The 23,655-nt window shown below is 63.4% G+C and carries 21 protein-coding genes and 1 pseudogene; 3 read left to right on the top strand and 19 right to left on the bottom strand.

Annotated features, from left to right (window positions below):
* Positions 1-69: 69 nt before the first annotated feature.
* From EA795_RS09600 to EA795_RS09565, 8 genes and pseudogenes are all read right to left on the bottom strand, one after another.
* Entirely contained in the window at positions 70-1,365 is a 1,296-nt protein-coding gene (locus EA795_RS09600; RefSeq protein WP_122076997.1) for a PQQ-dependent sugar dehydrogenase, read from the bottom strand.
* Positions 1,366-1,370: 5 nt separating this feature from the next.
* The gene (locus tag EA795_RS09595; RefSeq protein ID WP_122076884.1) at positions 1,371-1,799 is read right to left on the bottom strand and encodes a DUF2231 domain-containing protein; all 429 of its coding nucleotides are present in this window, start codon (positions 1,797-1,799) and stop codon (positions 1,371-1,373) included.
* 340 nt (positions 1,800-2,139) lie between these two features.
* Positions 2,140-2,505, bottom strand: a pseudogene (locus tag EA795_RS09590) (hypothetical protein); the annotation flags it as partial.
* Between the two features lie 115 nt (positions 2,506-2,620).
* Positions 2,621-3,451, bottom strand: coding sequence for an NYN domain-containing protein (locus tag EA795_RS09585; protein WP_122076879.1), 831 nt, complete (start codon positions 3,449-3,451; stop codon positions 2,621-2,623).
* 81 nt (positions 3,452-3,532) lie between these two features.
* Positions 3,533-5,044 (bottom strand): PAS domain-containing sensor histidine kinase, encoded by a 1,512-nt coding sequence (locus EA795_RS09580; protein ID WP_122076877.1) that lies wholly within the window; start codon positions 5,042-5,044, stop codon positions 3,533-3,535.
* A gap of 72 nt (positions 5,045-5,116) precedes the next feature.
* The gene (locus EA795_RS09575) at positions 5,117-5,572 is read right to left on the bottom strand and encodes a DUF2214 family protein (protein ID WP_122076874.1); all 456 of its coding nucleotides are present in this window, start codon (positions 5,570-5,572) and stop codon (positions 5,117-5,119) included.
* Between the two features lie 14 nt (positions 5,573-5,586).
* On the bottom strand, positions 5,587-6,939 hold the full coding sequence (locus EA795_RS09570) for an MATE family efflux transporter (RefSeq protein ID WP_122076871.1): 1,353 nt from the start codon (positions 6,937-6,939) through the stop codon (positions 5,587-5,589).
* Between the two features lie 218 nt (positions 6,940-7,157).
* Positions 7,158-7,451, bottom strand: coding sequence for a hypothetical protein (locus EA795_RS09565; protein WP_122076869.1), 294 nt, complete (start codon positions 7,449-7,451; stop codon positions 7,158-7,160).
* A gap of 227 nt (positions 7,452-7,678) precedes the next feature.
* On the opposite strand from EA795_RS09565, the gene EA795_RS09560 reads away from it, so the two are divergent.
* Complete coding sequence (locus EA795_RS09560) at positions 7,679-8,614, top strand: SdiA-regulated domain-containing protein (RefSeq protein ID WP_043942505.1); 936 nt, start codon at positions 7,679-7,681, stop codon at positions 8,612-8,614.
* 48 nt (positions 8,615-8,662) lie between these two features.
* Here the strand turns inward: EA795_RS09560 and EA795_RS09555 are convergent, their stop codons facing one another.
* From EA795_RS09555 to EA795_RS09540, 4 genes are all read right to left on the bottom strand, one after another.
* Entirely contained in the window at positions 8,663-9,220 is a 558-nt protein-coding gene (locus tag EA795_RS09555) for a DUF4136 domain-containing protein (RefSeq protein ID WP_014851611.1), read from the bottom strand.
* Between the two features lie 61 nt (positions 9,221-9,281).
* The gene (locus tag EA795_RS09550) at positions 9,282-9,878 is read right to left on the bottom strand and encodes a DUF4136 domain-containing protein (RefSeq protein ID WP_122076866.1); all 597 of its coding nucleotides are present in this window, start codon (positions 9,876-9,878) and stop codon (positions 9,282-9,284) included.
* A 20-nt stretch (positions 9,879-9,898) separates the two neighbouring features.
* Complete coding sequence (locus tag EA795_RS09545; protein ID WP_014851613.1) at positions 9,899-10,648, bottom strand: methyltransferase domain-containing protein; 750 nt, start codon at positions 10,646-10,648, stop codon at positions 9,899-9,901.
* Positions 10,645-10,950, bottom strand: a complete 306-nt coding sequence (locus EA795_RS09540; protein ID WP_014851614.1) for a nucleotide pyrophosphohydrolase — start codon at positions 10,948-10,950, stop codon at positions 10,645-10,647. The genes EA795_RS09545 and EA795_RS09540 overlap by 4 nt, the downstream gene beginning before the upstream one ends.
* Positions 10,951-11,170: 220 nt before the next feature.
* On the opposite strand from EA795_RS09540, the gene EA795_RS09535 reads away from it, so the two are divergent.
* Positions 11,171-13,576 carry a membrane-bound PQQ-dependent dehydrogenase, glucose/quinate/shikimate family gene (locus EA795_RS09535; protein WP_122076863.1) on the top strand — a complete coding sequence of 802 codons (2,406 nt, stop codon included), beginning with the start codon at positions 11,171-11,173 and terminating at the stop codon, positions 13,574-13,576.
* Positions 13,577-13,663: 87 nt separating this feature from the next.
* On the opposite strand, the gene EA795_RS09530 is transcribed toward EA795_RS09535, so the two are convergent.
* Both EA795_RS09530 and EA795_RS09525 read right to left on the bottom strand, forming a co-directional pair.
* Positions 13,664-14,125, bottom strand: coding sequence for an REP-associated tyrosine transposase (locus EA795_RS09530; RefSeq protein ID WP_122076861.1), 462 nt, complete (start codon positions 14,123-14,125; stop codon positions 13,664-13,666).
* Between the two features lie 98 nt (positions 14,126-14,223).
* Entirely contained in the window at positions 14,224-15,807 is a 1,584-nt protein-coding gene (locus EA795_RS09525; protein WP_122076858.1) for a peptide chain release factor 3, read from the bottom strand.
* Between the two features lie 389 nt (positions 15,808-16,196).
* Here EA795_RS09525 and EA795_RS09520 point away from each other — a divergent pair, with 389 nt between their 5' ends.
* Entirely contained in the window at positions 16,197-17,360 is a 1,164-nt protein-coding gene (locus tag EA795_RS09520; RefSeq protein WP_058075559.1) for a type III PLP-dependent enzyme, read from the top strand.
* 169 nt (positions 17,361-17,529) lie between these two features.
* Here the strand turns inward: EA795_RS09520 and EA795_RS09515 are convergent, their stop codons facing one another.
* The 5 genes from EA795_RS09515 to EA795_RS09495 all read right to left on the bottom strand — a co-directional run bounded on the left by EA795_RS09515 (position 17,530) and on the right by EA795_RS09495 (position 23,554).
* Positions 17,530-19,092 (bottom strand): sulfite reductase subunit alpha, encoded by a 1,563-nt coding sequence (locus EA795_RS09515; RefSeq protein ID WP_205891479.1) that lies wholly within the window; start codon positions 19,090-19,092, stop codon positions 17,530-17,532.
* A gap of 75 nt (positions 19,093-19,167) precedes the next feature.
* A complete protein-coding gene (locus EA795_RS09510) occupies positions 19,168-20,031 on the bottom strand; it encodes a DUF4198 domain-containing protein (protein WP_058078548.1) in 864 nt (287 codons plus the stop codon).
* Positions 20,032-20,047: 16 nt separating this feature from the next.
* Positions 20,048-20,557 carry a DUF2271 domain-containing protein gene (locus tag EA795_RS09505; protein WP_122076855.1) on the bottom strand — a complete coding sequence of 170 codons (510 nt, stop codon included), beginning with the start codon at positions 20,555-20,557 and terminating at the stop codon, positions 20,048-20,050.
* A 9-nt stretch (positions 20,558-20,566) separates the two neighbouring features.
* A complete protein-coding gene (locus tag EA795_RS09500; protein WP_058078547.1) occupies positions 20,567-21,160 on the bottom strand; it encodes a PepSY-associated TM helix domain-containing protein in 594 nt (197 codons plus the stop codon).
* 165 nt (positions 21,161-21,325) lie between these two features.
* Complete coding sequence (locus tag EA795_RS09495) at positions 21,326-23,554, bottom strand: TonB-dependent receptor domain-containing protein (RefSeq protein ID WP_122076852.1); 2,229 nt, start codon at positions 23,552-23,554, stop codon at positions 21,326-21,328.
* Positions 23,555-23,655 lie beyond the last annotated feature (101 nt).

Below are 23,655 nucleotides of genomic sequence, written 5' to 3'. Positions count from 1 at the left end.
GCCGCGCCCGCTCCCGGCGGGTTTGCGGCATTCTGTCCGACCTCGCGCAACGCTTTCGAGCTTCCGGCTTCACTGCGTGCGCGTCACCCGCCACACGGTATTCGCCAGGTCGTCGGCGACGATCAGCGCACCGCGCGGGTCGACGGTCACCCCGACGGGGCGCCCGCGAGTCTTGCCGTCGTCCGTGCGGAAGCCGGTGACGAAGTCGACCGGCGGTCCCGACGGGGCGCCATTGCTGAAGGGTACGAAGATCACCTTGTAGCCCACCGGATTCTTGCGGTTCCAGCTGCCGTGCTCGCCGATGAACACACCCTCGGCGAACTCGCCGCCCATCACCGGCATGGAGAAATCCAGGCCGAGGGCGGCGACGTGGGAGCCCAGGGCGTAATCCGGCGTGATCGCGGAAGCGACCTTCTCCGGATCCTGTGGCCGCACACGGTCGTCGACGTTCTGCCCCCAGTAGCTATAAGGCCAGCCGTAGAAGCCGCCTTCGCGTACCGACGTCAGGTAATCCGGCACCAAGTCCTCGCCCAGCTCGTCCCGCTCGTTCACCACCGCCCACAGCTGCCCCGAGCCCGGCTGGATCGCCAACGCCGTCGGGTTGCGCAGGCCGGTCGCGTAGGGCTTGTAGGCACCGCTCTCGGCATCGATCTGCCAGACCAGCGCGCGGTCGACTTCGGCCTCCATGCCGCGCTCGGTGATGTTGCTGTTGGAGCCGATGCCGACATACAGAAAGCGGCCGTCGGGGCTGATGGTCAACGCTTTGGTCCAGTGATGATTGATCGCCGAGGGGAGGTCGGTGACCTTGGTCGGCGGGCTGCTGGCCTCGGTCTGGCCTTCCTGGTAATCGAAGCGCACCAGGGCATCCTGGTTGGCCACGTAGAGGTTGCCGTCGTGGAAAGCCAACCCGTAGGGCGCGTTGAGGTCTTCGGCGAAGACGGTCTGTAACTCGTAGGTGCCATCGCCATCGGCGTCGCGCAGCAACGTCAGGCGGTTGCCGCTTTCCACCGAGGTGTTGCCCTGCGCCTTGATCTTGCCAGCGATCACATCCTTGGGCTTGAGTTTCGCGGCGTTGCCGCCTCGGCCCTCAGCCACCAGGATGTCGCCATTGGGTAGCACGAGGGTCTGGCGCGGTATCTTCAGGTCGGTCGCTATCGCCGTGACGGTGAAGGCCGGCGGCACCGTCGGCAACTGATCGCCCCATTCGGCCGGCTCAGCGATCTTCATGCTGGGCAAGATTCCCCGTTCGGGCTCGGGGAGCTTGGGATCGGGGCCGTACAACTGGGCGCTATCCGGTTCCCCGCCACCGCATGCGCTCAGAAACAGGGCTATCGTCAGGGCGGTCACTGTGCTCGAATGTTTTATGTGTTTCATGCTTCACCTCCCGCGCGCAGGTTGGTGAGCCCGATCGCGGTCGCCACACAGGCCAGCAAGGCGACGATGACGGATAGAACCAGGCCGGCGGGCATGGCCGCCCAGGCGTCCTTGGCGTGCTCGAAGGCATTGATGAACCCCAATACCCAGGTCGCCAGCAGGAGCAGGAAATAGACCATGGGCCGCCCTTTCTTCTGCTCCGCACGGATCAGGTTGACCAGCGCGAACAGCAGGGCCAGCCCGCAGAAAACCAGGCCCCCGGCAATCAGCCATGAGGCGAAGTTGCTCCACTGAATCTGGTAACTGCGAAAGTAGGCGATATCGCTCAGCATGGCGCCGAGAAACAGGGGAACGGTCCCGGCAAGCAGGGTCGCATGCAGCGGGTTCGGCGTGCTTCGGTAGGTGCGCTGGGTGGTAGCGGTCACGGCAGGCTCCTCATCGCTGGGCGGTCCTGGCGTGATGCTCGGTCGGATCTGGCCTGCCAGGCTCGCTCTGACTGTGTCTAAAAGGGGATCGTGCCGCTGGCGTATAGTTCCGATCCGCTGACCGGGCCGGGTGCAATGACGCTCGGTCAACGAGCCTGCCTGCTGAGTCGATTGGATCGCTGCGCTCAACACCACCCCGGCGCAATTGCTGGTCGCCGCGAGCGCGAACGGATCAGTCCCGTGAGCGCATCGAATCCTCTGCTGCGCCGGAAGCGGGCTCGTTGCGGCTGGCCGGTTCAGCGGCAGGCTCGCGGGGTGGCAGCCCGGTGGTATCGGTGCGCTGGGCGGCGCTGCGGCAGCTGAGCTCGGCAAAGGGTTCGTTCGGGGAGTACTCACCCGGTACCCGCTCCACCCGCTGGCTGTTGGGGTTGACGTTGAACACCGGTGGGGCGGAGGTGCTCGCCCGCGCCTCGTTCGGCACGTGAAACTCGCAAGTGATCATTTCCCCGGTGTTGTTCATCACCTTGACCGCGCGAATGCCTACCAGCTCGCCGCCAGCCTCGGTCGTGGAGGTGGGCACGCCCATGGCGCTGACCTCGATATCGAGATCGTTCAGGTGGGTGATCACTTCCGGCTTCGGTGTCTGGGCAAGGGCGAGCGGAATGCCAATGGCGAATCCGCAGGCGGCCAGCAGTGGCTTGGTCATGAATACCTCCGTCAGTCGAGTTCTGCTTAGAAGAGCGCGATGGTCAAGGGTTCGCTCAGGCCTGCATCGATTGGTTGCAAGATGCTTGGCTCTCGATGCTGCTATGCGGCTTCGTCTATCGGGATGGCCTCAGATTTCGGGCGTATAGGGCCTTGCCGCCGGTGGACGTGGTGCCCCGGGCGTCGAGTTCGAAGCGCTTTGGCTGGGACTTGATCAGGTCGCTGAGCTTCTTGAAACCATACAGGCGGGGGTCGAAGGCGGGGCGCAGCTTGCTGATGTTCGAGCCCAGCAGGCCGAGCTGGACCCAGTCGTCCTCGTCGTCGGCGATGTCGCTGAGGACCTTGGCGATGAAGTCCACCGGGACCTTCTGTGTCTTGACCGATGCGGCCTTGCCCGCCGTCCCGGAGTCTTCATCGGCTTTCTCGGTTGCCGTCGGGGTAACCGCTTTGTCGCCGTTGCTCGGCGGCTCCTGCGATGTCTTGGGTGCGTCGGCGCGCAGGATTTCGGTATAGACGAACTTGTCGCAGGCGGAGACGAAGGGTGAGGGCGTCTTCTGTTCGCCGAAGCCGTAGACGGTCAGGCCTTCCTCGCGAAGGCGCGCGGCCAGGCGGGTGAAATCGCTGTCGCTGGAGACCAGGCAGAAACCGTCGAAGCGCCGGGTGTAGAGCAGGTCCATGGCGTCGATGATCAGCGAGCTGTCCGTGGCATTCTTGCCGGAGGTGTAGGCGAACTGCTGGATCGGCTGGATGGAGTAGTCGAGCAACACCTTCTTCCAGCTGCCCAGGTTGGGCTTGGTCCAGTCGCCATAGATGCGCTTGACGCTGGCGACGCCGTACTTGGCGATTTCCTCGAACAGCCCCTCGACGATGGCTGCCGGCGCGTTGTCGGCGTCGATCAGAACGGCGAGGTGAGTCTGCTGCCGTATGCTGCTGGTTTTGGCGGCCATGGTTCATCCTTCGTGGTGGAGAACCAGGACCATACTGCGATTCGCGGCGCAAAGGCCATCGACCGGCTCACGAGGCAGACCCTAGAGCAACTCCTGCAACGCGTCGGCCAGTTTCTCGTAGGTGTAGGGCTTGTCCAGCAACGGATAGATCAGAGCGTCCTTCTGCTGGGCGTTGCTGAAGCCGCTGGCGAGCAGGATGGGCAGTTCCGGCCGGCGCTCGCGTATATGGTTCGCCAGCTCCAGGCCATTGGTGCCGCCCGGCATCACGATGTCGCTGAACAGCAGGTCGATCCGCGGCAGGCGATTGATCAGCTGCAAGGCCTCGTTGGCACTGTGGGCGATGATGACATCGAAGCCCATCATCTCCAGCATGTCGCCAGCCACCACGGCCAGGTGCTGGTCATCCTCGACCAGCAGGATGCGCTTGGCATCGCTGTCGCTGGCTTCTTCGGCCCTGCGGCTGCCGGCGCGGTCGACTGGCAGGTACAGCGTCACGGTGGTGCCGTGCCCCGGCGTGCTCTGCACCTGTACCGTACCGCTGGACTGGCGGGCGAATCCGTAGGCCTGGCTGAGACCGAGGCCGGTGCCCTTGCCGAACTGCTTGGTGGTGAAGAAGGGTTCGAAGATTCTCGAACAGAGCTCCGGCGGGATGCCGCTGCCGTCGTCACGCAGCGCAATGGCGACGAACTGGCCGTGCAGCTCGTCCAGTTCGCCGTTGAGCTCGTAAGGGTAAGCACTAAGGTGAATGCTGCCTGTCTGGGCAATGGCGTCGCGGGCGTTGATGGTCAGGTTGAGCAGGCTCAGCTCCAGCAGGCCGGGGTCGACCCGTACCGGCGGCAGGTTCGGTGCGATATCGCTGGTCAGCTTGATGTCGTTGTGCAGGCTCTGGCGCAGCAGCTGCAAGGTGTTCTGCAGGGTCGTGCTGGGCTCGATCAACTGCGTCTGCAGCGGTTGCCGCCGGGCGAAGTCGAGCAACCTGCGGGTGATGCTGGCGCCACTGTCGACGGCCGTGCGAATGGTTTCCAGCTGACGCAGCAGCCGCGGATCGGTGGTTTGCCGGGCGCCCAGGTCGGTGGCGCCGCGAATGATGGTCAGCAGGTTGTTGAAATCGTGGGCCAGGCCACCGGTGAACTGGCCCAGCGCCTCGAGCTTCTGTGCCTGCATCAGTTGTTCGCGCGCCTCGTCGAGGCGCTGCTGGGCCTCGCGGCGCTCGGTGATGTCCCGGGTGATCTTGGCCAGGCCGATCAGCTTGCCCTGTTTGTCGTACACGGTGTCGAGCACCGTCAGCGCCCAGAAGCGACTGCCGTCCTTGCGCAGTCGCCAGCCCTCATCCAGGAATCGGCCGTCGCGAAGCGCGACCGAGAGCGCCCGGTCAGGCTTTCCGGCGGCGCGATCCTCCTCGGTGAAGAAGCATGAAAAATGCTCTCCCAGGATGTCGTCGCGATGGTAGCCCTTGATCCGCTCCGCCCCGCTGTTCCAGCTGATCACATGGCCTTCGGGTGACAGCATGTAGATCGCGTAGTCGACCACGGCATTGACCAGCATCTCGTAATTTTCCGCTGGCAGCTGGAAGCGGGTCTTCGGGGTGCGCATGGATATTCCTTCTCAGGTGAAGCGAGGGTGCGCCTGCCGATCAGGCGAGGCTGGCGTGATGGCGCAGCATCATCAGACGATGACGCCGAAGCCGCGCGCCATCGAGGCGGCCAGCAATGGAATCGACAACAACACGAGCAGTTCGATGCGAATAATCAGCGTAACCCATCTGCCGGTGCGCGCTGTCACTTTCGGCAACTCCCCCGCCTTGAGCGCACCGCGCCAGCCGAGGAAGGTAACGGTGGGGTAGATCGAGAGCAGCGCGACCAGGACGAACAGGCCGATCTTCGCGTGGAACAGGCTGTTGTGCAGATAGTAGTCCAGGCCCTTGCCGTAGCGCAGGGCGCGCGCCGCGCCGGTGATCAGTACCAGACCGGCGGCGACGCCGAACATCAGGTCGATGCGAAACAGGCTGCGTGCGCGCTCCAGGGTCAGCGGCAGGCGGAACAGCTGATGCTCCAGTACCAGCAATGCGACGAGCAGGAATATCGCCAGAAAATGCAGATAGGCGGCGACGGCGTAGATCATGTCAGGACCTTATTTCAGTGAGCTCCGGCAAGCTTAAACCAGGCCTGGCGCCGTTGCAGACCGCGTGCGATGAGCCCCAGGCAGATGCCTCGCGACAGCATGAAAGCCAGGAAGGCCAACCACAGGCCGTGGTTGCCCAGCCCTTGCAAAAGCCAGCCCAGTGGCAGTGCAATTGCCAAAGCAAGCAGCATGCCGTTGCGCATCTCCCTGGCACGGGTGGCGCCGATGAACAGGCCGTCGAGCAGGTAGCTCCACACGGCGATCAAGGGCAGCGCCGCCAGGTAGGGCATGTAGGCCAGCGCCAGTTCGCGCACGGCGGGAATATCGGTCTGCAACTGGATGAACAGGTGCCCGCCGAGCAGGAAGAACCCGGCGAAACCCAGGCTGGCGATCAGCGACCAGCCACCCGCCACCGTCAGGGTTCGCCGTAATTCGTCACGGTTGCCGGCGCCGATGGCATGCCCGCTGAGCGCCTCTACCGCATGCGCCAGACCGTCGAGCGCATGGGCGGTCAGCAGCAGGCCGTTGAGCAGCAGGGCGTTGGCGGCGACGGTGGCATCGCCCAGGCGCGTTCCCTGAACCGTGACCAGGAAGAACACCAGCTGCAGCGCCAGCGAGCGAATGAAGATGTCGCGATTGACAGCCATCAGCGGGCGCCAGTTCTGCCAGCGGCGCAGCGCCGGCATGTCGAGCTGGCCCGGATGGCGTCGCAGCGCGCCGCGGGTCAGTGCCAGCCCGAGCAGCGCGCCGCTCCATTCGGCAATGACCGATGCGCGCGCCGCGCCGGCCACGCCCCACTCCAGCCCGAGCACGAACCAGAGATCCAGCGCGACGTTCAGCAGGTTGGTGGTCAGCAGCATCGCCAGCGGCGCCCGGGCGTTCTGTGCGCCGAGGAACCAGCCGATCAACGCGTAGCTGGCCAGCGCTGCGGGCAGCCCGAACAGGCGAGTATGGAAATACTCGCGGGTCAGGTCGTCCAGTTCGGCCGAGGGTTGCATCAACCGCAAGGCGACGCCCTTGAGCGGCAGGGCGAACACGCTAAGCAGCAACGCGAAACCCAGTGCCAGCAGCAGGCCCTGCAGCAGAATCTGACGCAGTTCGCCGCCGTCCTGGCGGCCCGTGGCCTGCGCCGCGAAGCCGGTGGTGCCCATCCGCAGGAAGCCCATGACCCAGATCAGCAAGGTATAGAGGCTCCCGCCCACGGCGACCGACGCCAACTGATGGGCGTGGGGGAGGTGGCCGATCACGGCACTATCCACCAGCGCCACCAGCGGTACGGAAAGATTGGAGAGGATCATCGGCGCGGCCAGCGCCCAGACCCGTCGATGGGTCGGTGCGTGCCGCCAGGCAGCTAACAGCCGGGACATTGCGAGCCTCCAGAACAGCCGGCCACTATACCGAAGCTCGCGGCTTGGGGTCGGGCGATCGCGCTATGGAAATGCTTCGATAGAAGCGCTGGAGGCCGGAAAGCCGGACGAAATGCTTGGATGGTAGGCAGGCTCCGGTTACTTCTCGTTCAGCTTCGGCTGCGTACTTTTCGGCGCATTGATGCGCCGTGCGATCATTCTGGAGCGTGCGGCTGCTTTCAATGGATGAGCCAGCTCAAGAGCCACAGTCCGAGGAACAGCCAGATCACCCCTGCGATGATCGAGCGCCGCAGGAAGGCGCGCAGGGCGGCCACCAGCAGTAACAGGCCGAGGGCCAGCGCCACCAGGCTGATCAGCGAACGGTCCATGCCCAGGGTTCGCGACAGGCCTTCGAGAAAATTGTGCCCGGCGTCGGCAAACAGGCCGAAGAGGCCGCTGAGTGCATCGACGATGTAGCGAATCACCGTGCCGAGCGCCTGGCCTAGCCACTCGAAGAAGCCTTCCACCCGCATGTCTTTCTCCTGCCGTTGTGTCATGGGTTGCAAGCGCAACCGTTCCTTGGGGCATTGGGCCCTGCAGGCAGGAACGAGTTCCGTGGAACCGTGGAACTACCTGTAGACTCTCGGGTCGGTAAAAGGCTCGATCTAGAGCGGCTGGCCACTGGAGGGAATCCGGGGAGTCACCATATTGCAATCTTTTGCGGGCAGGCTGCCCTTGAAAAAACTATCGAGAACTCTCCATGTTCGCTCGTTCAAAGGCGCTACCGGGTCGGCTAGCCGCGGTGAAACCCCGAGTCTGGCTGCTAGGAGCACTGGCATTCTGTCTGTTGTATACCGCGACCACTGTGCATCTGGACGAGCGCCTGTTCTTCACCATGAAGACCGCCTGGCTCGAGGGTGGCAGCAAGGCGCGCGCGCTCTGGTTGCCTGAATACGAGGTGCGCGTCGATGCGCTGCCGGTGGCCACGGTCAACAACAACCTGTCGGGGCTGACCTTCGACGAACGCCGCGATCATCTCTGGACGGTGATCAACAATCCCGAAGAACTGGTCGCGCTGGGCAAGGACGGCACCTTCATGGCGCGCTACCCGTTGAGCGGTTTCAGCGACGTGGAAGGCGTTACCTACCTGGGCGACGACCTGCTGGTGCTGGTCGAAGAGCGCAAGCAGTCGCTGGTCATCGTGCCGGTGCCGGATCGGCCCGGCGAGCTGCTTCGCGAGGACTACGCCTCGATCTCGCTGACGCTGGGAGAGGCCGATAACGCCGGCTTCGAGGGCGTCGGCTACGATCGCCGCGGTGACCGGCTCTTCGTGGTCAAGGAGCACTCGCCTCGCAAGCTCTACGAAATCCAGGGCATCAAGGCCAGCTTCAATGGCCAGATGAACCTGAACGTCATCGACCGGACGGCCTGGATCGCTGATATCGACATGGCCAGCGACCTGTCTTCGGTGCACTTCGACGAGCGCACCGGGCATCTGGTGCTGCTCAGCGATGAAGCGAAGATGCTGCTGGAGCTCGACGCGCAGGGCGAACTGGTCAGCTTCCGCTCGCTCTGGAGCGGCTTTGCCGGACTCAATGACAGCGTACCGCAGGCCGAGGGCGTGACCTTCGATGCCCGTGGCGACCTCTATCTGGTCAGCGAGCCCAACCTGTTCTACTCCTTCGAGCGTAAATAGCGGCGAGGCCGCCGGACCGGCCTGGTTCGCAGAGTCGATCGCCGCGCTTTATTGCGGCGGGTACTGCGAAAGCACCTTGGCTACGGTTTCGCGGAACATTCCCGCCCGCTCCTGTGGGCCACCCGGATTGTCGCGCAGTACCTGCTCGGTGCTGCCGCGCCAGACCAGCTTGCCGTCATCGGCATCGTAAAAGTCCAGCTGCAGCGTGCCGACGCGGTAGTGGACGGTGCGGGTGTCGGTGTACACCGGGCCGCCCCAGTAGCCATACCAGGGATTGCCCCAGGCGCTGAGCGACGACGAGCTGTACTGCTGGGTGCGCTCGTCGACGATGAACCAGACCTGCACTTTCAGATCGGGCGCCTGGGCACCTTGGGCCGGACGCAGACCGCGCTGGTCGAGCTGCTCGCTGACGGCGCTGCGGATGCGCTGTTCGGTGAGGTCGCTCTGGATGCGCGGGTCGTCCGGGCGAAATTGCAGCGCCGGCTCCTGCCACGCCCAGCTGCGATACGCGGAGAAATCCCGCTGGGGATCGAAATCCCGCTGCACCTGGGTGCTCTGGCAGGCCGCCAGCAGCAATAGCAGGGGCAGTATCGATAAATGACGCATCTTCGTTCTCCTCGAGCGGTCGATGGAGGCGTCGCCCATCCTGGATGAGCGATCGTCGTGTTCAACGTGGCGGATAATCGGCCAGCGCACGATTCACCGCGTCGCGCGCGGCATCCTTGCGTTCGGCCTGTTTTGCGCTGCTCCTGGCTTCGGCCCGGTTGCTCCAGATGGCCTGGCCCGAAGCGCCGTCGTACATCTCGATGCGTACCGCGATCACTTCTTCTTCATAGGTGCGCACCACCGGCGTGCTGCCCCAGCCCCCATAACCGCCGCCGTAGCGACCCACGCCGATTCGCGGACCATAGCCGTAGTCATCGTAGGTCTGGCGCAGTCGCGTTGCCCGGTTGGCGCTGACGCTGACCTGCACGTCGCCCTTGGCGCCAGCCGGCGCCGGGCGCAGGCCGCGTTGATCGAGCGCGCCGGCGACCATTTCCTGCAACTCTTCGGCGGCGATCGACGCCGTGGCTGCCGGCGGGCTGCGCCAGCTCCAGTTCTGGTAGCCGGAGAAATCGCGAGGCGCGGCCGGGTAGATGGGCGACTGAATCTGCTCGACCGGAGGTGGCGGCGGAATCGGCGCCGACTCGCTGGTGTAGGGGTTGTTGCTCTGGCAGGCGGCAAGGCTCAGACAGAGCAGTGGCAATACAGCGCGGCTCGACATGAACACCTCCCGCGTCGGCTTCAGCGTGGCCGGCACAACCAGTGTAGATAACGCCCGAGGCCGGCGAAAGCGGGATGGCGGCGATATGCCAGTTCCATCTCCACCAGTTCCGTCGGCGCGGTACGCGCCTGGAAATCGGCGGGCATGTAGTCGTGGAATACACGCACGCCACTGCTTGATTCGACCCGCCAGTGCGGGTCGAGTTGCGCAGCCAGTTCGCGCGGGTCGAGCGGCCGTTGTGGCGTCAGGCTCTGGCGTTCGCCGGCGAAGCTCTGGCTGCGCAGCTTCTTGAAGTGACCCTTGAGCAGGTTGCGGTAGATCAGTGCGTCGCGGTTGTAGAAGGCCAGCGACAGCCAGCCATCAGGAGCGGTCAGGCGGTGCAGCACCGGCAGGATCGCCTGGGGCTCGGCCAGCCACTCCAGCACCGCATGGCAGATGACCAGGTCGAAACGGCCTTCGACATGGTTTTCGACCTCCTGCCAGGGCGCCTGGAGGAAGGTGGCCGATTGGCCCGCGCTGGTGAAGCGCTCACGGGCGCCTTCGAGCATCGGCTCGGCGGGCTCGGCAAGGATGACCGCGTGGCCCTGCTGCGCCAGCCAGAGGCTCATGTGGCCCAGCCCGGCGCCGATGTCGAGCACGCGCAGCGGGCGCTGCGGCAGCGCTTCGGCAAGGTCGGCCTGCAGCACGGCCAGGCGGATCGCGCCCTTGGCGCCGCCGTAGATCTTTTCGGCGAAGCGCGTGGCCAACTCGTCAAAATGGCGATCGCTCATCGGGCGAACCGCCGTTCGTTGTCGGCCAGCTTGGCCAGCAGCGCCTGCTCCATGTCGATGCCCAGTTCGCTGCACATCAGCAGCAGATACATCAGGATGTCGCCGACTTCCTGACCGGCGTGTTCGAGCTTGTCGGCCGGCAGCTGGCGGGATTCGTCCTCCGTCAGCCACTGGAATATTTCCACCAGCTCCGACATCTCCACGCTGGCGGCCATGGCCAGGTTCTTCGGGCTGTGAAAGCGCTGCCAGTGATTCTGGTCGCGGATGGCGTGCAGGCGTTGGGTGATCTGTTCGATGTTCATCTGGGGCGGCTCGTTCGAAGGCCGCTAGCTTCCGCCAGCGCGGCGATGGCCGCAAGGGGCAGTCTGCTGCGGCACGGTACTGTGCCTGGTTCGCTGGCGGCCAGAGCTCGAAAGGCTGAACTAAAAGCGCCGCCACCGTATCCACTGAACGCTGTTCGAGCATTTGTTTCTGAAGATTTCGCCAGTTTCGCCACGAAACGAATCGACTGGAGCGTCCCGGATGAGTACCGATTACGAGCCCCGCCCCCTGCGGATCACACTGACCGCCCTGTTCATGCTGGTGCTGGGTGCACTGATGAGCATCGGCGGTGCCTATCTCGCGCTCTTGGGCGGCTCTTGGTATTACCTGGTCGCCGGCGTCGGGCTGCTTGTCGCGGCCGCGCTGGTGTTCGCCCGGCGCCGCGCGGCCATCTGGCTGTATGCGGTGCTGTTGCTTGGGACCCTGCTGTGGACCCTTTACGAGGTGCGTTTCGACTGGTGGCAGCTGGCGCCGCGGATCGACCTCTGGTGCCTGCTCGGGCTCTGGCTGATCCTGCCGTTCGTCAATCGACACATCGGCGCGCGGCTGGCCTGGCGCGACGGTGCCAGCGGCCTGCTTGGCCTGGGGCTGGTCGCCGGGGCGTTGATGGCCGGCTACTCGCTGACGCAGGACTACCACTCGCTCAAGGGCGCGTTCAGCGATGCACAGATGGAAGGACTCGACCCGGAAGGCCAGGCCGGGCGCCTGGCCAGCGAATGGACGGCGTACGGTGGCTCCAGCCGCGGCGATCGCTATTCACCGGCCGACCTGATCACGCCGGAGAATGTCGGCCGCTTGGAGAAGGCCTGGGAGTATCACACCGGTGATCTGCCGCGCGAGGGCGATCCCGGCGAGCTGACCAATCAGGTCACGCCGCTCAAGGTGGGCGACAAACTGTTCATCTGCACCCCGCACAGCATTGCCATCGCGCTGGATGCCGATACCGGCGAGGAGCGCTGGCGTTTCGATCCCGCCATCAATGCGGACGCCGAGTACTACCAGCACATGACCTGCCGCGGCATGGCCTTTCATGACGCCACTGCCTACGGCGCTGCCGCGACTCGTCTCGCGCAGCCGGACGCGCCTGTGGCGCGTTGCGAGCGCAGGCTGTTTCTGCCGACCAATGACGGCACCCTGGTTGCGCTGGACGTCGAGGACGGCAAGCCTTGCGAAGACTTCGGCGAGGCGGGAGTGGTCGATCTGAAAACAGGTCTCGGCGAGGGCGCGCTGGGCGTCTACCTGCCCACTTCGCCACCCGTCGTCACCGAAAAACTGGTGATCGTCGGAGGCTCCATCACCGATAACGGCGCGGTGGATTCCCCCGGTGGGGTGATCCGTGCCTATGACGTACGCAGCGGGCGCCTGGTGTGGAACTTCGACCCCGGCAATCCGCAGGCCACCGAGCCGCTGCCGTCCGGTGAAAGCTATGTGCGCAGCACGCCGAACTCCTGGACCATCGCCACGGCTGACGAGGCGCTGGGGCTGGTCTACATTCCCACCGGCAATCAGACGCCGGACCAATGGGGCGTGCCTCGCACCGCCGAAGCCGAGCGTTTCACCGATACCCTGGTGGCGCTTGACCTGAACACCGGCCAGGTGCGCTGGGAGTTCCAGACCGTGCACCATGACCTCTGGGATCGCGACCTGCCGTCCCAGCCCACCCTGGTGGACATCGACGGGCCGCAGGGCAAGATCCCGGCCATCATCCAGCCCACCAAGCGTGGCGACCTCTATGTGCTGGACCGGCGGACGGGCGAACCGATCGTTCCGGTGGAGGAGGTCCCGGTGCCCCAGGGCACCGTGGAAGGCGACCACACGGCACCGACGCAGCCGGTTTCTGCCCTGAGCTACGCGCCAGACGAGCCGCTGTACGAGAAAGACATGTGGGGCGGCACGCCGCTGGACCAGATGATGTGCCGCATCCAGTTCCGCCAGCTGCGCTATGAAGGCGACTTCACGCCGCCTTCGGAACAGGGTTCGCTGATCTATCCAGGCAATGTCGGGACGTTCAACTGGCCTTCGGTGGCGGTCGATCCCAGCCGGCAGTTGCTGTTCGGCGCGCCGAACTATCTGGCGTTCGTCTCGCAACTGGTCAAACGCAGCGAAGTCGATCCCGATGAGCGCCGCGGCGGAGGTGAAACCGGCTTGCAGCCCAATCTGGGCGCACCTTACATGGTGCGCCTGGAGCCGCTCCTGTCGGTGCTCGGCCTGCCATGTCAGGCGCCGCCATGGGGCTTCGTCACCGCGGTAGACCTGCGCAGCATGAAGCCGGTGTGGATGCACAAGAACGGCACCAGCCGCGACAGCGCACCTCTGGGCATCCCGCTGCCGGTCGGCACGCCGGCGCTGGGTGGACCGATCGTCACCGCCGGTGGCGTGGCCTTCATGAGCGGTACGCTGGACTACTACCTGCGCGCCTATGACATGCAGAACGGGAAAGAACTGTGGAAAGGCCGCTTGCCGGCGGGCGGCCAGGCAACCCCGATGACCTACGTGTCGGAGAAGACAGGAAAGCAGTACGTGGTGCAGATGGCCGGCGGGCATGGCTCGTTCGGCACCAGAATCGGGGATTCGGTGGTGGCCTGGAGGCTTGAGGAGGACCGCTAAGATTGTTCGCCAGCAAGCTCGCTCCTACAGTTCCGGCTCGGCGCTCGCTTTTGTAGGAACCAGCTTGCTGGCGAAGTTTTTGCGGCGTCAGTGATGCTGGAGCCAGACAGCATCCCAGAACGGATATAGGCCAACGTGCCTCACTAGCCCAGCGCGCAATGGGTTCGCGATGACATATCGCGCTGCCGCGCGAAGGTCGTCATCATGACGAATCGAGCGGTCGTGGTATCCCTTCTGCCAAAAAGGACCGTGGGTGCCGGCGACTCTGTTTAATGCAATGGCGCTGCGTGACTTGAACTGCTGCATCAGCTGGCTTAGCGGACCTTCTTTCAGCAACACAAGCCAGTGCAGGTGGTCGGGCATAATTACCCAAGCCAAGGATTCAACCCTGCCGGTCTGTCCAGCATGGTGGATCTCGCGAGCCAAGGTGGAAGCCGTCAACCATTGCTCGAAAACCGGTTCACGGTTAAGCGTAACGCTGGTCAATAGATAGGCTTGATTGGGCACGTTGATGCGGCCCTTGCGTAGCTCTCTTCCATGAAAGCGCATTCCGTTGCGTCCTTCCTTCGGTGGTGTCCAATATTGCGCGATTCATTGGCTGTCGTGCTTCGCGAGCAAGCTCGCTCCTACAACAAAAAAGCGGGCGGTCAGTGATGCTCGCGCGTCGCCCTGAACTTCACGTCCGGCCAGCGCTCCTCCATCAGGCTCAGGTTCACCCGCGTCGGTGCGAGGTAGGTCAGGTGCCCGCCGCCGTCGACAGCCAGGTTCTCATGGGCCTTGTCGCTGAACTCCTTGAGCTTCTTCTCGTCGGCGCAATCGATCCAGCGCGCGGACCAGACGTTGACCGCCTCGTAGGCGCACTCGACCTTGTATTCCTCCTTCAGGCGGCTGGCGACCACATCGAACTGCAGCACGCCGACCGCGCCGAGGATGATGTCGTTGTTGCGCTCGGGGAAGAACACCTGGGTCGCGCCTTCCTCGGCCAGTTCCTGCAGGCCCTGGCGCAGCTGCTTGGATTTCAGCGGGTCCTTCAGGCGCACACGGCGGAACAGTTCCGGGGCGAAGTGCGGAATGCCGGTGAAGCTCATGTTCTCGCCGGCGGTGAAGGTGTCGCCGATCTGGATGGTGCCGTGGTTGTGCAGGCCGATGATGTCGCCGCCGAAGGCTTCTTCCAGCCGCTCGCGGTCGCTGGAGAAGAAGGTCAGCGCGTCGCCGATCTTGATGTCCTTGCCGATGCGCACATGGCGCATCTTCATGCCCTGCTCGTATTTGCCGGAGCACACCCGCATAAAGGCGATGCGGTCGCGATGGCGCGGGTCCATGTTCGCCTGGATCTTGAACACGAAGCCGCTGAACGCCGCCTCGGTGGGCTGCACCTCGCGCTCCTGGGTCATGCGCGGCAGCGGGGCGGGCGCCCAGTCGACGAAGGCGTCCAGCACATGGCTGACGCCGAAGTTGCCCAGCGCGGTACCGAAGAACACCGGGGTCATCTTGCCTTGCAGGTATTCCTCGAGGTTGAACTCGTGACAGGCCCCCTGGACCAGTTCCAGTTCCTCCACGAAGCCGTCGTACAGGTCGCCCAGCAGGGCGCGGGCCTCGTCGCTGTCCAGGCCCTTGATGATGCGCTCTTCGGTGCGCTCATGGCCGTGGCCCGGCGTATAGACGTGAATGCAGTCGTTGGCCAGGTGATAGACACCCTTGAAATCGCGGTAGCAGCCGATCGGCCAGGTGATGGGCGCGGCCTTGATGCTCAGCACCTCTTCGATCTCGTCGAGCAGCTCGATGGGGTCGCGGATATCGCGGTCGAGCTTGTTGACGAAGCTGATGATCGGCGTGTCGCGCAGGCGGCAGACATTCATCAGGGCGATGGTGCGTGGCTCCACACCCTTGCCGCCGTCGATCATCATCAACGCGCTGTCCACCGCGGTGAGGGTGCGGTAGGTGTCTTCGGAGAAGTCCTCGTGGCCGGGGGTGTCGAGCAGGTTGATCATGTGCTCGCGGTAGGGGAACTGCATCACCGAGGTGGTGATGGAAATCCCGCGCTGCTGCTCCATGGCCATCCAGTCGGAAGTGGCGTGGCGGTCGGATTTGCGCGATTTCACCGTGCCGGCGACTTCGATGGCCTTGCCCATCAGCAGCAGGCGCTCGGTGATGGTGGTCTTGCCCGCGTCGGGGTGGGAAATGATGGCGAAGGTACGGCGCTTCGCGACTTCGGCGGCCTGTGTAGTCATCGGAATTGAGGAACCCGTCGACGAGTAGTCGGTCTGTCAAAAAAGGCGGCGATTATAGCGAGAAAACGCTGTTCCTGTGGTCCGTCTGGCTAGGAAAACAGGGCTTTTCGTTCGGTTTTCAGGACGCTTTGTTTTGAATCGAGAACAAGCCCGAACGGATGCGTGCAACGGGTGCATTTTTGATTGATCTCTCCCCGCCTTGGTCCTAAAGTTCGCGCCCGAACGTCCATGCTGGCAACGATCCATCCGGCTCAAGTACTGACGACGAGAGATCACATCTGATACTCGGCGACATGCCTTGGGAAGTAGGCGAACCAAAGTGGGGAAACTGATCAGGCGTTCTTTTCATCCCTAATCCGACTTTACGTTTTCCCGATTTGGAGCCCTGCATGACGATCAAGATCGAAGACTATTATTCCCGCGCTACCTTCCAGAAGATGAAGGCCTTCGCCGACGAGAAGGAAACGCCCTTCGTCGTCATCGATACCGCCACCATCGACAAGGCCTACGATGACCTGCGCGCCGGCTTCGAATTCGCCAAGGTCTATTACGCGGTCAAGGCCAACCCGGCGGTCGAGATCATCGACCTGCTCAAGGACAAGGGTTCGAGCTTCGACATCGCCTCGATCTACGAACTGGACAAGGTGATGTCCCGCGGCGTCGGCCCCGAGCGCATCAGCTACGGCAACACCATCAAGAAAGCCCGGGACATTCGTTACTTCTACGAGAAAGGCGTGCGCCTGTTCGCCACCGATTCGGAAGCCGACCTGCGCAACATCGCCAAGGCGGCACCGGGCTCGAAGGTCTACGTGCGCATCCTCACCGAAGGTTCGACTACCGCTGACTGGCCGCTGTCGCGCAAGTTCGGCTGCCAGACCGACATGGCCATGGACCTGCTGATCCTCGCCCGCCAGCTGGGCCTGGTGCCTTACGGCATCTCCTTCCACGTTGGCTCGCAGCAGCGCGACATTTCCGTGTGGGATGCGGCCATCGCCAAGGTCAAGGTGATCTTCGAGCGCCTCAAGGAAGAAGACGGCATCGAGCTGAAGATGATCAACATGGGTGGCGGCTTCCCGGCCAACTACATCACCCGCACCAACAGCCTGGAAACCTACGCCGAGGAAATCATCCGCTTCCTCAAGGAAGACTTCGGCGACGAACTGCCGGAGATCATCCTTGAGCCGGGTCGCTCGCTGATTGCCAACGCCGGCGTGCTGGTCAGTGAAGTGGTGCTGGTGGCGCGCAAGTCGCGTACCGCCGTCGAGCGCTGGGTCTACACCGACGTCGGCATGTTCTCTGGCCTGATCGAAACCATGGGCGAGGCCATCAAGTTCCCCATCTGGACCGAGAAGAAGGGCGAGGTGGAAGAGGTGGTCATCGCCGGCCCGACCTGCGACAGCGCCGACATCATGTACGAGAACTACAAGTACGGCCTGCCGCTGAACCTGGCCATCGGTGATCGCCTGTACTGGATTTCCACCGGCGCCTACACCACCAGTTACAGCGCCGTGGAATTCAACGGCTTCCCGCCGCTGAAGGCCTACTACATCTAAGCGCCGATGCAGGACCGAACGCCGCGATTTTCGCGGCGTTCTTGTTTCAGGCTCGGGCAGCCGCTGGCCCGTTTTTCGCCGCGGGGGCGCGGCTCCCACGAGGTCGGTATGGCAGCAGGCTTTTCTGTGGGAGCCCCGCCCACGGGGCGAAGCTATTCCGGCGTCGTGGTCAGTAAAGGTCGCGCCGATAGCGTCCCTGCTCGCTCAGCTCATCGAGCCGTGCCTCGCCCAGCAGGCCGACCAGTATCTGTTGAACATCGCGACCCATGCCTTCCAGGCTGCCGCATACGTACAGCGCGGCGCCGACATCGATCCAGTGTCGCAGCTCGTCGCCGGCATCGCGCAACAGGTGCTGCACATAGCGCTTTTCCGGCTGATCGCGGGAGAAGGCCAGGTCCAGCCTCTGCAGATGGCCGGAAGTGAGCCAGTGTTCGATTTCTTGCTGGAAGAAATAGTCGATCGACCGCTGCCGCTCGCCGAATAGCAGCCAGTTGCGCGAACCAGCCTGCGAGGCGCGTTCACGCAGGTGAGCACGAAGCCCGGCCAGGCCAGTGCCATTGCCGATCAGGATCATCGGGGTGCTGTGCGCCGGTCCGTGAAAGGCCGGATTGGGGCGAATACGCAGCGCCACGTCGCTGCCAAGCGTCGCGTGCCGGCACAGCCAGCCGGAACCGAGCCCGAGGCGGCCGTCGGGGTGATGGGCCTGGCGGACGAGCAACTGCAGTGTGCCGTCGGCCGGCACCGAGGCGATCGAGTACTCGCGGTGCGGCAGCGGCGGCAAGGCCAGCAGAGCGCTGATGTCCTGTCCGGCCAGGCTGGATTCCTGCTCGCCGATGCGGCGTTTTGCGAGTGCATGGGCCAGCGTCTGCTCGCCCTCCACCGGCTGACTCGGGTCATGCCCGAGGCGACGCAACAGGGCTTCGATTTCGCAAAGCGGATGCTGCGGGCCGATTTCGGCGATGTCGCCGGCGCGCCAGAGCGCTCGCTCGGGCCCGCTCAAACCAAGCTGGAAGACCGGCGCGCCAGAACTCCCCGGGTTCAGGCAGGTGCGTACATCCAGGCGCCAGCTCTGATAAGGCGCCGGTTGCCAGTCGGAAAAGTCGCTACGGCCGCTGATATGGCCCAGCTGATGTTGCCAGTGGCGCAACACGCCGGCGTCGCTGCGATCTGCGCGGAGCAGATCGAACAGCGGCAGGGCGCGCAGCTCCCGTAACCGCGCCTCGAGACGATGGCCGAAGCCGCAGAAGTGCGAGTACTGGCGATCACCTAGCGCCAGCATGGCGAATTCCAGGTGCGACAGGTCCAAGTCCTGAGTCGTCAGTCGTCGCTCGAATCGCGCCGCATTGTCCGGTGCCTCGCCTTCACCGTAGGTGCTGACGATGAACAGCGCGCGGCGAACGCGCTGCAACGAGTCCAGGCTGTTCAAGGGCAGAACGTTGCAGCTCAATCCGGCTTCACGCAGTTGTGCGGCGCTGCGCTCGGCCAGTTCGCGGGCCTGGCCTCCCTGGCTTGCATAGGCGATCAGCAGCGCATCCGCCATCAGGTTCGGCGCGGTTCGGGCCTGGCGGTGGCGCCGCCAGAACATCAGGCACAGCGCCATGTAGGCGAGGGTCACCAGCGCTGCGGATATCTCCCGTGCCGGCTGCCACCACAGCAGCCCGGCGCCAAGCAGCAGGCAGGCTGCCAGCGGTGCGTAGCCGAGAAGAAAGAAACGCGATGGGGTGGAAGGCAAGACGGGTCCATCTCCACATGAGGACGGCAGGACAAGCCGAGTCGTTATTCGCTGGCCCGTCCTGCCGCTGCTCGATTACAGCCCCAGCACCTCGAGCGTGGCGCTGTAGCTGGCGCGACGTTGGCTGGCCGGTTTGCTGACACCTTTGTCGGTAGTCAGCTCGGCTTCCAGCCAGTACATGCCGGCTTTCGGCCAGGTGATGCTGACCTTGCCGGCGGCATCGGTGGTGGCCTTGATTTCACCCAGTTCGTCGCGGTAGCGATTGCCGCCGGGAATCACGCTGATCTCCACGTCCGCCGCCGGTTTGCCGTCGAGCAGTAACACGAATTCGGCGGCTTCACCTGCGTACAGGTCATTGGGGTGGGTGACCGGGGCCAGCTCCAGCCCTTGGCCGGTGGTCTCCAGCACCGTCTCGGTGGGTGCCCCCGAGGTGGCGAAGACTTCCATGCGGTTGCTGGTCTGGCTCACGCTCAGGTCTTCGGCTTTGGCTGGAACTTCCTTGGCGAAGGCTTCGGCGTTGCCCATCCAGCGGCGTGTTTCGCCATTCTCTTTCCAGCGAGCGAACAGGCCGCTGTTGACGATTGCCAGCTTGTAGGTGCCTTTCTGAGTCAGGTGCACATCGAAGGTGCTGCGATAGCGGCCGATGCTGCCGTTCTCGGGCTGGACCGGCGTGCCGTCCGGCGCGATCACCTGCAACTGTGCAGCGGGGCGCGGGCGCATGCCTGCCGCGGACTGATCGAGGTTGCCGATGCCCTGCAGGCGCAGCGGGAAATGCTCGAAATAGAACAGATCGTTGGAAACGGCGGCGTCCACGGTGATCCAAGGATCCTCGCCGGACAAGACTGTGGCCGAAGGCAGCATCCAGGCGCGGTGGGCCTGGGCGGAAAGCGGCAGGCAGATGGCCAGGGCGAGGGCGGTCCATTTGATCATGGGTTTCATGCAAGGCTTCCTTTGGTCATTGAGTCAGTTCGAGGGTGACACTGCCCAGTTCGCTTTCGCCCTGGGCCTGCTGTTTCTCGGCTTCTTGCGGCGGCCAGCTGAAGGGCAGGCGCAGCAGTTCACGCCCGCCCACTTCGCGGGCGGCTTCCACCACCAGGCGATATTCGCCGGCAGGCAGGTCCTTGAGAGGCGCCTGGCCGTCATCGAACACCAGGCTGTGGGTACCGACCGCGCGGGTCGCGCCGCTGACTCCGTCCGCCGGCATCTCGAGGCTGCGACCGCTACGGCGCCACCATTCGCGCATGTCCTTGAGCCATTTCTCGCCTTCGTTGTCCTTCAGCTTCAGGTCGTACCAGACGGCGAGGTTGGCGACATGGCGCTTGTCGGGCTGCTCCAGCCACAACGCCACGTAGGGGCGGTGATACTCGGCGACCTGCAGGCGAGGGATTTCCACATCGATCTTCAGCTCGGCTGCCATCAGCGGTGCGCTGAGCAGGGCGAGAGGGAGCAACAAGCATTTACGCATGACACATCCTTAATGAATGAACAGCAGTGCCAATAACAAGGGAATCACCAACCCGGCCCCGACCAAGGGCCAGGTGGTTGGGCGTCCGCCGGCATGACGCTGCAACAGCAACAGGCCGGTCAGGCTGAACAGCACGCAGACCCCGGCGAAGATATCGATGAACCAGCTCCACGCCTGGCCTGTATTACGGCCCTTGTGCAGGTCGTTGAAATACGCGATCCAGCCGCGATCGGTGGATTCGAAGAGCAGTTCGCCGCTGGCCAGGTCCAGGCTCAGCCAGGCGTCGCCACCCGGGCGTGGCAGGGCGACATAGAGCTCGCCGTCGTTCCATTCTGCATCACGGCTGGCGAGGTCGATGTTCAGCTCGGTTTCCAGCCAGGCGCGCAAGTCACTCGGCAGGCCCTCACCGGGCTGATCGGCCAACAGCCGTTGCTGCAGGGGCGCTGGCAACATCGCCTGCCGCTCGACGATCTTCGGGCTGGCTTCGATCTGCGCTGCGTGGTTCAACGTGATTCCGGTTACCGCAAACAGCAGCATGCCCACCAGGCAGAGCGCAGAGCTGATCCAGTGCCATTGGCGCAGGGTGCCGAGCCAGAGATGCATGGTGGTCCTTGTTATACGAAGAAGTGCCGGATTCTAGGGGGCTTTCGAGTCTGAATGCTAAAGATTTACAGACAGCATACATTCGCGTCTTCATGAGGGCGTCGGCTCGATGCAAACGCAACCAGGCCGGAGCGAGCCCCGGCCTGGTTGTATTGCTGTGTTGAATCAGAAGGTGATGTTGGCAGACAGCCAGAGGCGGCGGCCTTCTTCCATTACGCCGGTGGTGCCTGCCGTGGAGTGAGAGAAGTCGGTGCCGTAGGCGGTGCCATTGACTACCCCACCACCAACGCCGGCATTGTTTGGCGAGCTGTAGGTGCTGTATGCCTTGCCATCCACAAAGTCCTTGTCGAGAAGGTTGTAGATAGCGGCGTTGAAGGTCACGTTCTCAGACGCCCGGAATGAGCCACCCAGATGGAGCAAGGTGTAGGCCTTGGTGTTCTTGCCCAGCGTGTCGTAGATCGACTGGTTGGTGGAGTAGGTTCCGTTGCTGTTGGCTAGGTTTTCGTATTTGGAGGTGAAGCGCGCGCGCTCGCCACGGTATTCGGTCTTCATCCACAGGTTCAGGCGATCAGTGGTCTGCCAGTTCAGCTTGGCGTTGGCCAAGTGTTCAGGAGTGTTGGTCAAGGGCTCGCCCTTGTTGTCGCCACTCTTCTGTTCGCTGTCGGTGTAGGTGTAGTTGGCACTGAGTGTCCAAGCCGGTGCGAATTCCCAGCTGCCTGCCAGTTCCAGGCCCTGTGTTACCGCTTCGTCAACGTTGATCTGCTGTGAACAAGTACCGCTGGTATTACCCGCGCAGAGCGGATCGGCTACCGGGTCGCCACTGGCGATCTTATCTTTGAACTTGTTATGGAATAGGGTGGCATTGGCGTTGAAACCAGCCAGGTTGTCGTAGTAGACGCCAAACTCGGTGCTGGTGGTGGTTTCCGGATCGAGATCTGGATTACCGATGGTGATGATGGTGCCCTGTCCGGTGACACCGTTGATGCCGCTGTGTAGTTCGTTCAGGTCCGGGGTGCGATAGCCACGGCTGATACCACCCTTCATCGTCCAATTTTCAGTTGTGTTCCACACCAGATAGGCGCGCGGGCTGACATGACCACCAAAGGCTTCATGATCGTCGTAGCGTGCACCCAAGGTCAGGGCCAGATCGTCACGCAGGCGCCACTCATCTTCAGCAAACAGTGCCCAGGTTTTCTGTTCAAAATCGTCCAGAGCGATGCCGTCGGTCATCTCGGCTTTCCACCATTGGCCACCAATTGTGGCGATATGGGATTGACCAATAGGTGCTACCAGCTTGGTGTCCAATACCAGGTTGGTAGTTTCCAGATCGCGATCATCGCCGATCAGCGTGCCAGGAATACCAGAATCATTACCGATCACATTGCCGGGAATCGTCCGACCAAAGGTTTCGGTAGTGTTGTGCATCAGGCTTGAATCGAGCGTGCCGAAGCCCAGGCGCGCAGTGTGAGTCAGAGCGATTTGCTCGCGCTCGAAGCGCAGTTCATCGGAATAACCGTTGGCGGTCGTGGCGGCGGCATCGCAGTTACGATTCAAGCCATCAAGGGTGCCGAGCTGGCATTCATCATTGTTGTAAACCTGCCGGCTACGCTCCACATCCAGGCCGAAATCGTGGTTTTCATGGGGGGTAAACGACAGGCGTGCGCCTATGTTGCTGTTGCGCCCCTCGACCGGGGATGGGCCGCGCTTGCTGACTTCGATGCCGCTGCCGTAGCTCAGGTCCGATTCTTCGCGATTGAACAGGCTGCCGCGTACCTGCAGACCCAGCAGACCGTCGATCAGCGGGCCACTGGCGTAGAGGCTGGTGTTGCGGGTATCGCCGAAGTCTCGGTCTTCCTGATAGGTGTAGTCTTGGGTGATCGAACCACCCCACTCGCTGGCAACCTTCTTGGTGATGATATTGATCACACCGCCCATGGCATCGGAGCCGTACAGGGTAGACATCGGTCCGCGAATCACTTCGATGCGCTCGATGGCCGAGAGCGGCGGCATAAAGCTGGTGGAGGTCTCACCAAAGCCGTTGGGGGTTACGTTACCCGCAGCATTTTGCCGGCGACCGTCGATCAGAATGAGCGAGTACTTGCTGTCCATGCCGCGAATGCTGATATTCAGGCCGCCGGTCTTGCCGGTACCTTGGCCGATATCGATACCTTCTACATCACCCAAGGCCTGAGCCAGGTTGTTGTAGCGCTTCTGCTGCAAATCTTCCTGACTGATCACACTGATGCTCGCCGGTGCCTCCGTGATCTTCTGCTCGAAGCCCGAGGCACTGACGACGGTGTCGCTCAGCGTCAGTGGGTTGGAGTCGGCGAGCGTGTAGAAGCTGCAGCTAACCAGGGCACTGGCCAGGGCCGTGCGGGCGAAGGGGGCGAACATGCGGTGAGGCTCCTTGGGGTGAAGTCTTGATTATTGGCGCGCATGATAGTGATTCGCGATTGCGAATGGGGTGTGAGTTAGCCTTCGCAAAGATGGCGAGT

This window comes from Stutzerimonas nitrititolerans (genome assembly GCF_003696285.1).
Taxonomy (GTDB): Bacteria; Pseudomonadota; Gammaproteobacteria; order Pseudomonadales; family Pseudomonadaceae; genus Stutzerimonas; species Stutzerimonas nitrititolerans.
This window is presented reverse-complemented; position numbering and strand designations above follow the sequence as displayed.